Origin of the sequence: Pseudonocardia sp. EC080619-01, from assembly GCF_001420995.1 — a bacterium.
Taxonomy (GTDB): Bacteria; Actinomycetota; Actinomycetes; order Mycobacteriales; family Pseudonocardiaceae; genus Pseudonocardia.
The window spans coordinates 1134543-1148215 of the sequence record NZ_CP012184.1; the positions used below are offsets into that span (position 1 = coordinate 1134543).

The 13673-nt window shown below is 75.3% G+C and carries 9 protein-coding genes and 1 pseudogene; 6 read left to right on the plus strand and 4 right to left on the minus strand.

Annotation, left to right across the window (positions count from 1 at the left end):
* Nucleotides 1-36 precede the first annotated feature (36 nt).
* Entirely contained in the window at nucleotides 37-5052 is a 5016-nt protein-coding gene (locus tag AD017_RS05235; protein ID WP_082538345.1) for an ATP-dependent helicase, read from the plus strand.
* 14 nt (nucleotides 5053-5066) lie between these two features.
* Here AD017_RS05235 and AD017_RS05240 read toward each other — a convergent pair whose 3' ends face one another.
* Nucleotides 5067-5858, minus strand: a complete 792-nt coding sequence (locus tag AD017_RS05240; protein WP_010241945.1) for a carbon-nitrogen hydrolase family protein — start codon at nucleotides 5856-5858, stop codon at nucleotides 5067-5069.
* 65 nt (nucleotides 5859-5923) lie between these two features.
* Here AD017_RS05240 and AD017_RS05245 point away from each other — a divergent pair, with 65 nt between their 5' ends.
* The gene (locus AD017_RS05245; protein WP_010241944.1) at nucleotides 5924-6565 is read left to right on the plus strand and encodes a GntR family transcriptional regulator; all 642 of its coding nucleotides are present in this window, start codon (nucleotides 5924-5926) and stop codon (nucleotides 6563-6565) included.
* Between the two features lie 78 nt (nucleotides 6566-6643).
* Here the strand turns inward: AD017_RS05245 and AD017_RS05250 are convergent.
* Nucleotides 6644-7918 (minus strand): annotated as a pseudogene (locus AD017_RS05250) (MFS transporter); the annotation flags it as partial.
* Nucleotides 7919-8033: 115 nt separating this feature from the next.
* Between AD017_RS05250 and AD017_RS05255 the strand changes: the two are divergent.
* The 4 genes from AD017_RS05255 (at nucleotide 8034) to AD017_RS05270 (ending at nucleotide 11684) form a co-directional block, all read left to right on the plus strand.
* Entirely contained in the window at nucleotides 8034-8723 is a 690-nt protein-coding gene (locus tag AD017_RS05255) for a DUF2848 domain-containing protein (protein WP_010241941.1), read from the plus strand.
* Between the two features lie 59 nt (nucleotides 8724-8782).
* On the plus strand, nucleotides 8783-9184 hold the full coding sequence (locus tag AD017_RS05260; RefSeq protein WP_010241940.1) for a MauE/DoxX family redox-associated membrane protein: 402 nt from the start codon (nucleotides 8783-8785) through the stop codon (nucleotides 9182-9184).
* A gap of 132 nt (nucleotides 9185-9316) precedes the next feature.
* Nucleotides 9317-10774, plus strand: a complete 1458-nt coding sequence (locus AD017_RS05265) for a glycosyltransferase family 39 protein (protein WP_060573233.1) — start codon at nucleotides 9317-9319, stop codon at nucleotides 10772-10774.
* A gap of 37 nt (nucleotides 10775-10811) precedes the next feature.
* Nucleotides 10812-11684, plus strand: a complete 873-nt coding sequence (locus AD017_RS05270; protein WP_060573236.1) for a DNA-formamidopyrimidine glycosylase family protein — start codon at nucleotides 10812-10814, stop codon at nucleotides 11682-11684.
* A gap of 537 nt (nucleotides 11685-12221) precedes the next feature.
* On the opposite strand, the gene AD017_RS05275 is transcribed toward AD017_RS05270, so the two are convergent.
* On the minus strand, nucleotides 12222-13073 hold the full coding sequence (locus AD017_RS05275) for a PspA/IM30 family protein (protein WP_060573238.1): 852 nt from the start codon (nucleotides 13071-13073) through the stop codon (nucleotides 12222-12224).
* 195 nt (nucleotides 13074-13268) lie between these two features.
* Nucleotides 13269-13622, minus strand: coding sequence for a helix-turn-helix domain-containing protein (locus AD017_RS05280; RefSeq protein WP_010241489.1), 354 nt, complete (start codon nucleotides 13620-13622; stop codon nucleotides 13269-13271).
* Nucleotides 13623-13673 lie beyond the last annotated feature (51 nt).

Sequence of the window (13673 nt, forward strand, 5' to 3'; positions counted from 1 at the left end):
CGGGTAATTGTCGGTGCCCGGCCCCATGATGGTCGGGTGAGCGCACTCGACGGCTTCTCCCCCGCCACCCGCCAGTGGTTCGAGGGGGCGTTCGCCGCGCCCACCGCCGCCCAGGAGGGCGCCTGGTCGGCCGCGCAGGACGGGCGCAACGCCCTCGTCGTCGCACCGACCGGGTCGGGCAAGACCCTCGCGGCGTTCCTCTGGGCGCTGGACCGGCTGGCGGCGACGCCCGTCCCGGACGAGCCGCGCAGCCGGTGCCGGGTCCTCTACGTCTCGCCGCTGAAGGCGCTCGCCGTCGACGTGCAGCGCAACCTCCGGTCGCCGCTCACCGGCATCCGGCAGGCCGCACAGCGGCTCGGTGATCCGGTCCCCGACATCACCGTCGGCACGCGCACCGGCGACACCCCCGCCGACGAGCGGCGGCAGTTCCAGCGGACCCCGCCCGACGTGCTGGTGACCACCCCGGAGTCGCTGTTCCTGCTGCTCACGTCGGCCGCCCGCGAGTCGCTGCGCGGGGTCACGACGGTGATCCTCGACGAGGTCCACGCGGTCGCGGGCACCAAGCGCGGCGCGCACCTCGCGCTGTCGCTGGAGCGCCTGGAGGAGATCACCGAGAGCTCCCCGCAGCGGATCGGGCTCTCGGCGACCGTGCGCCCGGTGGACGAGGTGTCGACGTTCCTGTCCGGGGCCCGGCCGGTCGAGGTCGTCCAGCCGAGCACCCCGAAGACGCTCACGGTCGAGGTCCAGGTCCCCGTGCCGGACCTCGCCGCGCTCGACGAGCGGCCCTCCCCCGGCAGCACCGACGAGGAGGTCGTCGGGTCGGCCGCGGGGACCGCGCAGAAGCCCTCGATCTGGCCGGCCGTCGAGGAACGGCTGCTCGGCCTGGTCCGCGAGCACCGGTCGACGATCGTGTTCGCCAACTCCCGGCGGCTCGCGGAGCGGTTGACGTCGCGGCTCAACGAGCTCGCCGCCGAGCAGGCGGAGGCCGAGGCCGAGGCGGCTGCGGAGTCCGGCCCCGACGCTCCCGGCACGTCGCCGGAGCTCGACGACCCGCGCGGGCCGACCGCGTTCCCGGCCGAGGCCGTCGGCCAGTCCGGGGTCGGCGGCGGGGCGGTGCCGAGCGTGGCGAAGGCCCATCACGGTTCCATGTCCCGCGACCAGCGGACTCTGGTCGAGGAGGAGCTCAAGTCCGGCGTGCTGCCCTGCGTGGTCGCGACGTCCAGCCTCGAGCTGGGCATCGACATGGGCGCGGTCGACCTGGTCGTCCAGGTCGAGGCGCCGCCGTCGGTCGCGTCCGGGCTGCAGCGGGTCGGCCGGGCCGGCCACCAGGTCGGCGCGGTCTCCGAGGGCGTCGTGTTCCCGAAGTACCGGGGCGACCTGGTGTCGTGCGCCGTCGTCGCCGAGCGGATGACCTCCGGCTCGATCGAGTCGACCCGCTACCCCCGCAACCCGCTCGACGTCCTCGCCCAGCAGATCGTGGCGATGGTGGCGATGGAGACGTGGTCGCTGCCCGACCTGGCCGCGACGATCCGCCGGGCGGCGCCCTTCGCCGCGCTGCCCGACTCGGCGCTGCACTCGGTGCTCGACATGCTGTCCGGCCGGTACCCGTCGGAGGAGTTCGGCGAGCTGCGCGCCCGGATCACCTGGGACCGGGTGACGGACGAGCTGCGCGGCCGGCCCGGCGCGCAGCGGCTCGCGGTCACCTCCGGCGGCACGATCCCGGACCGCGGCCTGTTCACCGTCATGACCCCGGGCGGGGCCGACGGCGCCGGGTCGCGGGTCGGCGAGCTCGACGAGGAGATGGTCTACGAGTCGCGGGTCGGCGACACCTTCCTGCTCGGGACGTCGTCGTGGCGGGTCGAGGACATCACGCACGACCGGGTCGTGGTGACTCCGGCGCCCGGGGTGCCGGCCCGGATGCCGTTCTGGAAGGGCGAGTCGATCGGCAGGCCGCTCGAGCTGGGCCGCGCGGTCGGGGCCTTCGTGCGGGAGATGTCCGGGCTCGCCGAGGAGGCCGCCCGCGAACGCGCCACCGCGGCCGGGCTCGACGAGTGGGCCTGCGACAACCTGCTCTCCTACCTCCGCGAGCAGCGCGAGGCGACCCGGCACGTCCCCAGCGACCGGACGATCCTGGTCGAACGGTTCCGCGACGAGCTCGGCGACTGGCGTCTGGTCGTCCACTCGCCGTTCGGGGCCCAGGTGAACGGGCCGTGGGCGCTCGCGATCGCCGCCCGGATGCGGGAGCGGCGCGGCGTCGAGGTGAGCGCGTCGGGCGCCGACGACGGCATCGTCCTGCGCCTGCCCGACGCGGTCGACGACTCCGGCTCCGAGGTCGTCCCGAGCGGGGAGGACGTGCTGCTCGACCCGGGTGAGATCGAGCAGATCGTCGTCGCCGAGCTGGGTAACTCGGCGCTGTACGCGTCCCGGTTCCGGGAGTGCGCGGCCCGGGCGCTGCTGCTCCCCCGCCGCGACCCGCGCCGGCGCAGCCCGCTGTGGCAGCAGCGGCAGCGGTCGGCGCAGCTGCTGAGCGTGGCCGGCAAGTTCGAGCAGTTCCCGATCACGCTCGAGGCGATGCGGGAGTGTGTGCAGGACGTCTACGACCTGCCCGGCCTGCGGGAGCTGATGGGCGACGTCGGCTCGCGGAAGGTGAAGGTCGCCGAGGTCGAGACCTCGCAGCCGTCGCCGTTCGCCCGGAGCCTGCTCTTCGGCTACGTCGGGATGTTCCTCTACGAGGCCGACGCCCCGCTCGCCGAGCGGCGGGCCGCCGCGCTCTCGCTGGACTCGACGCTGCTCTCCGAGCTGCTCGGCTCCGAGGCCATCCGCGAGCTGCTCGATCCCGACGTGCTGGCCGAGGTCGAGGCGCTGCTGCAGCGCACCGACCCGGACCGGCACGCCCGCGACGCGGAGGGCGCCGCCGACCTGCTCCGGTTCGTCGGCGACCTGTCCGAGGCCGACGGCCGGGCCCGTGGCGTCGATCCCGCCTGGCTGGCCGGGCTGGAGCGCGACCGGCGGGCGCTGCGGGTGCGGATCGCCGGCGAGGAACGGTTCATCGCGATCGAGGACGCCGGCCGCATCCGCGACGCGCTCGGCACGGCACTGCCGGTCGGGGTGCCCGAGGCCTTCACCGAGCCGGTGACGGACCCGCTGGGTGACCTGGTGCTCCGGTACGCGCGCACGCACGGTCCCTTCACCGCCGCGGAGTGCGCGGCGCGGTTCGAGCTGGGCGTCGCGGTCGTGGCCGGTGTGCTCGACCGGCTCACCGGGAGCGGCCGGCTGGTCAAGGGCGAGCTGCGACCGCAGGCGGCGATCCCGGCGGGGGCCCGTACCGAGACCGAGTACTGCGACGCCGAGGTGCTGCGACGGCTGCGACGGGCGTCGCTCGCCAAGCTGCGGCACGAGGTCGAGCCGGTCGAGCAGCGCGCGCTCGGCCGGTTCCTGCCGGCCTGGCAGGGCGTGCAGGTGCGGTCCGGGGGCGAGCGGCGCGGCCGGGTGCGGCGTGCGCCGGGCCCGGAGGACGTCCTCGGGGTCGTCGAGCAGCTCGCCGGGACCCCGCTGCCGGCCAGCGCGGTCGAGTCGCTCGTGCTGCCGGCCCGGCTGCCCGGGTACACCCCCGCGCTGCTGGACGAGCTGACCGCGGCGGGCGAGGTGACCTGGTCCGGGTGCGGTGCCCTCGCCGGGCAGGACGGCTGGCTGGCGCTCGCCCCGGCCGACGTCGCGGACCTGTTGCTGCCGGCACCGGACCTCGACACCGCCGGGACGCCCCTGCACACGGCGCTGCTCGCCGCCCTGGGACTGACCGACCCGGCGGCCCTGACCGATCCCGGGGTCGCCGCCGAGCAGGGCGGGGGTGCGCTGTTCTTCCGCGAGCTCGCCACCCGGGCGGGAATGCTGATGACCGAGCAGGGCGAGCCGGCGCCGTCCGACGACGACGTCGTCGCCGCGGTCTGGGACCTGGTCTGGGCCGGCGCGCTGACGAACGACACGCTCGGCCCGCTGCGGGCCCGGCTGTCCGGCAGCGGCACCCGGCGCGGCGGTTCCGGGCGGCAGGGCGGGGCCCACCGGACGGCCCGCCGGGCACCCCGCGGGCGCTACGCGCAGCTGCGGTCCGGACGACCGTCGATGCCGAGCCGGACGGGCCCGCCGTCGGTCGGCGGCCGCTGGTCGGTCGCGGTGCCCCGGGAGCCCGACGCGACGCGCCGGGCCCACGCGGCGGCCGAGGCGTTCCTGGAGCGCCACGGGGTCCTGACCCGCGGCGCGCTCGGCACCGAGCGGGTGAGCGGCGGGTTCGCCGGCGTCTACAAGGTGCTCCGCGCGATGGAGGAGTCCGGCCGGTGCCGGCGCGGCTACATCGTCGAGGGGCTGGGCGCGGCCCAGTTCGCGGTGCCCGGAGCCATCGACCGGGTCCGCGCGCTCGCCGGTCCCGACGGTCCGCCGCCGGAGCGGTCCGGCCCCGCCCGGACGGACGGCGACGGCGGCGACAGCGACAGCGACAGCAACGGAGACCGGCCGGAGGGACGCGAGCGCGACGCACCCGCGCCCGGCGACGACGGCGACGAGATCCCCGACGACCTGCGCGGGCCCGGGATGTTCCCGGGGTCCGGCGCGGGCCGGCACGACGAGTTCGACGGCCGGTCCGCCGGAGCCGGGTTCGCGGCGGGTGCCCCGCGGGACGCCTGGCGCTCGCTGTCCCGGGTCGTGCTGGCCGCGGCCGACCCGGCACAGCCCTACGGTGCGGCACTCCCCTGGCCCGGGACGATCGGCGACAGCCGGCACCGCCCCGGTCGCAAGGCAGGTGCCCTGGTCACCCTCGTCGACGGCGCACCGGCGCTCTACGTCGAGCGGGGCGGCCGGTCACTGCTCTCCTTCACCACCGAGTACGACGAGCTGCGCGCCGGAGCCGAGGCACTGGCCGGAGCGGTGCACGAGGGCTGGCTCGGGTCGCTCGCCGTCGAGCGGGCCGACGGGCAGGACTCGCTGGCGTCGGAGCTGTCCGAGGTGCTCACCGAAGCGGGGTTCCGGGTCACCCCGAAGGGACTGCGGCTGCGGGCCTGACCCGGGTCCGGGATTCAGTAGCGCCGGTTCACCAGCACCGGCACGGCGCGCCGCACCGGCCCGACCTCGGAGAGGTCGACATCGGTGACCAGCAGCCCCGGTCCGGCGCCGAGCGAGTCGAGCGCCGTGCCGGTCGGCCCGGACACCAGGCTCGCCCCGATCCCGGTCGGCACTCCGGCGGGCACGTCGTGCCCCACCGACGCCGGGTCGGCCTGGTCGCAGGCCGCCACGAACGCGGTGGAGTCCAGCGCCCGGGCACGGACCAGCAGGTCCCACTGCTCCTGCTTGCCCGGGCCGGCGCCCCACGAGGCCGGGACGACGACCAGCTCGGCCCCGGCGTCGCCGAGCTTCTGGAACAGGCCGGCGAACCGCAGGTCGTAGCAGGTCGCGAGCCCGACGGTGGCGCCGCCGACGGTGATCGTCACCGGGTCGGTCCCCGGCGCGACGGTGTCGGACTCGGCGAACCCGAAGGCGTCGAACAGGTGAATCTTGTCGTAGTGGGCCTCCACCCCGCCGCCGGTGGCGAGCAGGGTGTTGCGCACGCGGCCGTCGTCGGCGGGGGTGAACATCCCGGCGACGACCGTGACCCCGGCCCGCCCGGCGATCTCCCGGACCCGGGTCGCCCACGGTCCGTCGAGCGGCTCGGCGATCCCGCCGAGCGGCACACCGAAGCGGCACTGGGTGGCCTCGGGGAAGACGACGAGCTCGGCTCCCCGCCCGGCCGCGTCGGCGACGCCGTCGGCGATCAGGGCCAGGTTCTGCTCCGGTTCCGTCGTCGCGGCGATCTGGGCGAGCGCGATCCGCATCGGTCCTCCTACGCTGTGTGTCGGGCGGCGTCGTGCGAGCCCTCACCGACGTGTATACATTGTGTATGCCGCTGTCGAGGGAGTCCGGTCGCGAGCGTGCCCTGCTGTACCTGCGCGAGACGGTCCTCGCGGACCCGGGTGTCCAGGGCACCTTCCTCAACGAGGTCGAGCTCGCGGGGCGGATCGGCGTGTCCCGGACCCCGGTCCGCGAGGCGCTGCTCCTGCTCGTCGCCGACGGGCTGGTCGAGATGCTGCCCGGACGCGGGGCCTACGTGCCGCCGATGACCGGGCGGCAGGTCCGCGAGCTGATGGAGCTGCGCGGTCTCCTGGAGCGGCACGCCGCGGCCGGGACGATCGCGGCCGGGACCGTCCCGCTCGGGGCGATGCGCACCGTGCTCGAGGAGCAGCGCGCCCTGGCGAGCACCGGTGGCGACCCCGCGGCGTTCATCGACCTGGACATGACCTTCCACCAGGTACTCGTCGACGCCGCCGACAACGCCCTGCTCGCCCGCACCTACGCGAGCCTGCGGGTGCGCCAGCGGCGGGCCGGGGTGAGCGCGCTGTTCCGGTCGGCGGACCGCCAGCGCGCCGTCTGCAGCGAGCACGACGCGATCGTCGAGGCACTCGCCGCCGCCGACACCGACGCCGCGACGACCGCGATCACCGAGCACCTCCGGCTCACCGAGGGCGTGCTGCTGCAGGCCTGAGGGCACGTCAGGACGCCGTGCCCGCGACGAGGTACGCCTCGTCCTCGGCGTGGTCGGGGTCCCGTCCCAGCCCGAGACCGAGACCAGCGTCAACACGCAGGCGACGGCCAGGTAGCAGGCCACCGGGAGCCACCCGCCGAGCCCGCCGGAGAGCGCGGTGAAGGCGAGGGGCGCGATCGCCCCGCCGACGACGCCGGCGATCGTGTAGGCCAGCGAGCTGCCGGTGTAGCGCAGCCGCGGGGAGAACTGCTCGGTCACGAACGCCGCCTGCGGCCCGTACATGAACGAGTGCAGCGCCAGCCCGACGGTCACGCCCAGCACCAGCAGGCCGAACGACCCGCCGGCGATCATCGGGAAGAACACGAACGGCCAGACGATGCCGCCGGCCGCCGCGACGGCGTAGACGACGCGCCGGTTGACGCGGTCGCTCAGCGCGCCGGCGAGCGGGATCGCCGGCAGCTGGAACGCCGAGCCGACGAGGATCGCGCCGAGCACCTCGGAGCGGGAGAACCCGGCCTGCCCGGTCGCCCAGGTCAGCACGAACACGGTGAACAGCGCGTAGGTGACGTCCGGCCCGATCCGGCTGAGGATGCCCGCCAGCAACGGCCGCCCCTCGGTCGTGAAGACCTCCTTGACCGGCGCGTCCGGCCGCTCGCCGGACGCCGCGATCGCCTTGAAGACCGGCGTGTCCTCGAGCTTCAGCCGGATCCAGAGACCGAACGCGACGAGCACCGCGGAGAGCAGGAACGCCAGCCGCCAGCCCCAGTCGAGGAACTGCTGCTCGCTCAGCAGCACGGTGAGCAGCGCGAGCACGCCGTTGGACAGCAGGTTGCCCGCCGGCGGCCCGATCTGCGCCGCCGACGCCCAGAACCCGCGCCGCCGCGGATCGCCGAACTCGCTGGAGAGCAGCACGGCGCCGCCCCACTCCCCACCGACGCCGACACCCTGCGCGAACCGCAGCAGCACCAGGATGATCGGCGCGGCGACACCGATCGCGCCGTAGGTCGGGAGCAGGCCGATCAGGAAGGTCGCGGCGCCGATCAGCACCAGGGTCGCGACGAGGACCTGCTTGCGCCCGATGACGTCGCCGAGCCTGCCGAACACCACCCCGCCCAGGGGGCGGGAGACGTACCCCACCGCGTAGGTGGAGAACGCGAGGAGGAGGCCGGTCAGCGGGTCGGCCGCCGGGAAGAACAGCACCGGGAACACGAGCGCGGCCGCCGCGGAGTAGACGGCGAAGTCGTACCACTCCAGCGACGTGCCGGTGAGGCTGGCGACGAACGCCTTGCGCAGGTCGCGCCGGTCCACCGGCGGTGTCGACGCCTGTGACGACGAGGCGGGCGGTGAGCTCATCTCGGCCTCCGGGGTTGCGGGTCGAAGCGGTTGGACCGGCGTAATACTTGCTGTATACACAGTGTGTGCGCAAGTCTTCCGCGCATCGGTTACCGGACGGACACATGGAGGTCCCGTGCAGCTCGACCTGACCCTTCCCGACGGCAGCACCCGCTCGACCGACGTCGTGCGGGTGTTCAACGCCGGCTACGCCGGGCGCGCGCAGGAGGAGGTCGCGGCGCACGTCGCGGAGCTCGCCGAGCTCGGCGTCCCGGCGCCGTCGGCGGTCCCGGCGCTCTACCCGGTCTCGCCGTACCTGGCGTCGCAGACCGACCGGGTCCCCGCCCAGCACGACCGCACCTCCGGCGAGGCCGAGTGGGCCCTGGTCGTCGGTGACGACGTGGACGACCCGCTGCTCACCGTCGCCTGCGACCACACCGACCGAGCCCTCGAGGTGCACGGGGTGGCGTGGAGCAAGAACGCGAGCCCGGACGTCCTCGGTCGGCGCGCCTGGCGCCTCGCCGAGATCGCCGACCGCCTCGACGACATCCGGCTGCGTGCCTGGGTGCGGCACGGCGACGCCGAGCCCGAGCTCGTGCAGGACGCCACCCTCGCCGCGCTGCTGCCCCCGCAGTACTGGCTCGACGTGCTCCGCGAGCGCGGCTGGCTGGCCCCGGGCACCGTCGTGCTGTCCGGGACGATCCAGATGCGCGAGGGCGTCGACCAGTTCGCCGACGCCTGGCGGGTCGAGCTGCACGACCCCGCGACCGGGGACTCCATCGAGGCCGCCTACGAGATCGACCGGCTCCCGGAGCCGATCGGCTGACCACCGCGGGGACGACGCCCGACCGGCCCGGGGCCCGGGCGGCTGCGAGGATCACGGTCATGATCCGCCGCCCGACCGCGCACGATCCGCGTGACCGTCGCACCGCCCTCGCCCTCGCCGGCCTGCTCGGCGCCGCCGCCGTGCTGCACGCCGCCCGGCCCGAGCCGTTCGACTCGATCGTCCCGAAGAGCCTGCCCGGCGAGCCCCGGACCTGGACGTACGTGTCCGGGGTCGCCGAGGGCGCGGTGGCGGCGGCGCTCGTCCACCCGCGGACCCGCCGCGCCGGCGGCTGGGCCGCGGCCGGACTGTTCACCGCCGTGTTCCCGGCCAACGTGTCGATGGCGCTGCGCTGGCGGCGCAAGCCGGCCACGTACCGGGCGATCGCCTGGGGACGACTGCCGCTGCAGGTGCCGCTCGTGCTGTGGGCCCTGCGGGTCGCCCGCTCCGGCCGTACCCGCTAGCGACCCCACCGACGTCGGGCGCCGATCGACGAAAGTCGCCCCGCGGTCCACGATCTCGGGCAGCGCCGGACCCCCCGCACGGGATCTACTGGCCGCGGCCGGCGACCGCACGGCCGTGCTCAGGGGGGCTCCATGACCACGTCCGTACCGGCCCGGGACGCTCCGTCCGTCTCCGTCCCGTCGTTCGCGCGCACACCGGTGGGGCTGATCGCCGCCGTCGTCGGGGTGTACCACCTCGTGCTCGGCGCGCTCGGGCGCGGGCTGTACTTCGACGAGTCGCTGATGCTCGCGATCGGGCGGCACCACCTGGACTGGGGCTCGGCCGACCAGCCGCCGCTCACGCCCGCCCTCGCCGCGCTGGCCGACGCCGTCGCCCCCGGGGTGAACGGGGTGCTGCGGCTGGTGCCGTCGCTGGCGACCGCGGCGGCCGTCGTCGTCGCGGCACTGATCGCGCGGGAGCTGGGTGGCGACCGCCGCGCCCAGACCCTCACCGCACTCGCCCAGGCCACGGGCGTCTGGGTCACGATGACCGGGCACTTCGTCGCGCCGTACGTCCTGGAGCCGGTGCAGTGGCTGGTGATCGTGTGGCTCCTCGTGCGGTGGATGCGGCTCCGCGACGACCGGCTGCTGCTCGTGCTGGGCCCGGTGCTGGGGCTCGCCGCGCTGACCAAGTTCCAGGTGATGCTGTTCGCGGTCGTGCTCGTCGTGGCGGTGCTCGTCGCCGGGCCGCGGGACCTGTTGCGCAGGCCGGCCTTCTGGGCCGCCGCCGTGATCGCGGCGCTGATCGCGACCCCGACGCTGGTGTGGCAGGCCCTCCGCGGATGGCCGCAGCTGGAGATGGGGGCGGTCGTCGCCGGCGAGTCGGTCCTGTTCGGCGGGCCGGTCCCCAACGCCGTCCTGATGGTGCTGTTCGCCGGCGTGGCCGGGACCGTGCTGCTGGTGGCGGGCGTCCTGGGCACCGTCACCGACCCGCGGTTGCGCCCCTACCGGTTCCTGACCCTCGCCTTCCTGCTGCTGTGGATCTTCTTCGCCGTCACCGTCGGACGCGCCTACTACCTGGACGGGATCCACGGCGCGATCGCGGCCGTGGGCGCGGTGTGGTTCCAGCACCGCCGGGAGGCGGGCCACCGGCGGCTGTCCTGGGCCGCCTGGCCGGGCGGGGTACTGGCGGTCCTGGTGGCGGCGACCACGTTCGGTCTGAGCACCGCCTTCACCGCGCCCGACATCCCGCAGCGGATCACCGACGCCGTCGCGGGCGTGTACGACGCGCTCCCACCCGAGCAGCGGGAGCGGACCGTCGTCTACGGGGAGTCCTACATCTACTCGTCCTACGTCGACACCTTCGGCTCGGCGTCCGGGCTGCCGCAGGCCTACGGCGGCAACCGCGCCTACGGCTACTTCGCCCCACCACCGGACGACCACGACTCGGTCGTCTTCCTCGGCAAGGACCCGTCCACGCTCGCGCCGACCGGCGTCGTCCTGCGGCAGGCGGCCGACCTCGGCGACGGGACCCGGGTGTGGGTCGGCGACGGGATGCGGCGGCCGTGGTCCGCGGTGTGGCCCGAGCTGCGCACGCTGCAGGTCAGCTGAGCGGCGCACGTCCTGCGGCGGGGGTAGCGTCGGCGCCGTGCCCGAGGGAGACACCGTCTACCTGGCCGCGGTGCGGCTGCACGCCGCGCTGGCCGGCCACGAGCTCCTCCGCGGGGAGCTGCGGCACCCGCGGCTGGTGGAGCACGACCTGGCAGGACTGACCGTCACCGGCGTCGCCCCGGTCGGGAAACACCTGTTCACCCGGTTCGACGACGGCCGCAGCCTGCACAGCCACTTCCGGATGGACGGCGCGTGGCACCTGTACCGGCCCGGGATGCGCTGGCGGCGGGTCGCGCACGAGGCCCGTGCGGTGCTGGAGACCCGGGAGCGGGTCGCCGTCGGCTTCGCGCTGCACGACCTCGAGCTCCTGCCGACCGCCGACGAACACACCCTCGTCGGGCACCTCGGCCCGGACCTGCTCGACCCGGACTGGGGCGCCGGCCACGAGGCCGAGGCGCTGCGCCGGATGTCCGCGCGCGGGGACCACGAGCTCGGTCTGGTGCTGCTGGAGCAGCGGGTGATGGCGGGGCTGGGCAACCTGTACCGCAACGACATCTGTTTCCGGCTCGGGCTGACACCCTGGGTGCTGGTGCGGGACGTCCCGGACCTGCCGGGCGTGATCGCGCTGTCGCGCACGCTGCTGTCGTCCAACAAGGACAGACCCGAGCAGACGACGACGGGGTCGCTCGCCGCGGGCGAGGCACACTGGGTCTTCGAGCGGTCGGGCCGGCCCTGCCGGCGCTGCGGGACCCGGATCCGGACCGCCGACCAGGGCGAGCCGCCCCGGGACCGGGTCACCTATTGGTGCCCACGCTGCCAGCGGGGTCCCGCGCCCGAGCCGGTGCGCCGCAGGACCGGCCCGCGCCGCGGCGCCCCCGGCCGTCCTCCCCCGGGCGCACGCACCCGCTGACCCGCCGCGCCCGGACGCGCAGACCGCACCCCGTCGCCGCCCGGCGCGCTCCCGACCTCGGCCGACGCACCCCGTGCCCGGCCGACACACCCCCCTGACCGGCCGACGCATCCCGTGCCCGGCCCGCGCGACCCCTGACCGGCCTACACACCCCCTGACCGGCCGAGGCACCCCACGCGACGGGTGCCACGACCGGCGACGGGGTGCGTCCGGGCGCGCACCCCCGCCCGCGCGGACGCCGGCGCGCCCCTCCCCGGCCGATGCACCCCTGGCCGGCTGACGCACCTCTGCCCCGCCGACGCACCGCCCGGCCCTCCGACGCACCGCCCGGCCCTCCGACGCACTGCCCGGCCCTCCGACGCACCCCACGCGACGGGTGCCACGACCGGCGACGGGGTGCGCCAGGGCCGCCGTCGCGCGGGCGGCGCGGCGGTGGGCGGCGCGGCGGTGGGCGGCGCAGGATCACGGCCGGGGCCGGACGCGCGGACGCCGCGCCCCGGAGCGGGGCGCGGCGTCCGTGTGCGGTGGAGCGGCGGCTCAGGCGGTGCCGGGCTGCTGCTGGTTCTGCTGGGTGTTCTGCTGCGCCGGCGCGGGGTTCGACGGCAGCTGCTGGGTGCTCTGCTCGCCCTGCCCGACCTGAGGCGCCTGCTGCCCGCCGGCGATCGGGGTCCCGGACATCGAGGCCCGGATCTGGTCCAGCCGCGACGCACCGGCCATGTCGGTGGTCGACTGCTGGACCTCGAGCATCCGGCCCTGCACCGAGTTCTGCGCGAGCTCCGCCGAGCCGAGGGCGTTGGCGTACCGCTTCTCGATCTTGTCGCGGACCTCGTCGAGCGACGGGGCGTTGCGCGGCGCGGACAGCTCGCTCATCTGCTGGAGCGAGCTCGCGGCCTGCTCCTGCATCTTCGCCTGCTCGAGCTGGCTGAGCAGCTTGGTGCGCTCGGCGATCTTCTGCTGCAGGACCATCGAGTTGCGCTCGACGGCCTGCTTGGCCTGCTCGGCCGCACCGATCGACTGGTCGTGCAGCGTCTTGAGATCCTCGACGCCCTGCTCCGCCGTCACCAGCTGGGTGGCGAACGTCTGGGCGGACTGCTCGTACTGCTGGGCCTTCTGCTCGTCGCCCTGGGCGCGGGCCTGGTCGGCGAGGACCAGAGCCTGCTTGGCCGACGACTGCAGCTTCTCGATCTCCCCGAGCTGACGGTTCAGCTTCATCTCCAGCTGCCGCTGGTTGCCGATGACCGCCGCCGCCTGCTGGGACAGCTGCTGGTGCTGCCGCTGGGCGTCCTCGATGGCCTGCTGGATCTGCACCTTCGGGTCCGCGTGCTCGTCGACCTTCGACGAGAACAGGGCCATCAGGTAGCTCCAGGCCTTGGTGAATCCGTTGGCCATCTCTCCGCCTACCTCCGCTGGGGCTCGCTCACGACCGTGCCCGCGTATCGGCGGGCGCACCGGGACGGGCCGACCCCGCGTTCCCCCCGCGGTCGGCGCCGGCACTCCGGCCCTCTCCATCCTGGCACCGCTGCCAGTACGCGCGCACCCTACCGTGACGAGCCGGGCGGGGATCCGAGCATCTCCGAAAGTCGATCAGGCGGCGGAGGCGACCGGGCCGCCGGCCGACGCGGGCGCCACCACCGGCGTGCCGGGACGGCCGGCCAGGCGCAGCTCGGCGTGCCGCTGGCCGATCGGGACCAGGACGTCGTCGCGGCGCAGCTCGCCGGCCATCTCCACGGCGACCGAGGTCAGCAGGTCCGGGACGGAGATGCCGAGTGCCTCGCAGATCGCGGCGAGCAGCTCGCTGGAGGGTTCCTTGCGGCCGCGCTCGACCTCGGACAGGTACCCGAGGCTGACCCGCGCGGCCCGCGAGATGTCGCGCAGCGTGCGCCGGCGCTCGGTGCGCGCCTGGCGCAGGCCGCTGCCGATCGCTTCCCGCAGCAGCATGTGCCCTCCTCGACTCGTCCCACCGGGGTGGGGTGGCACCGTGCCCCGGTG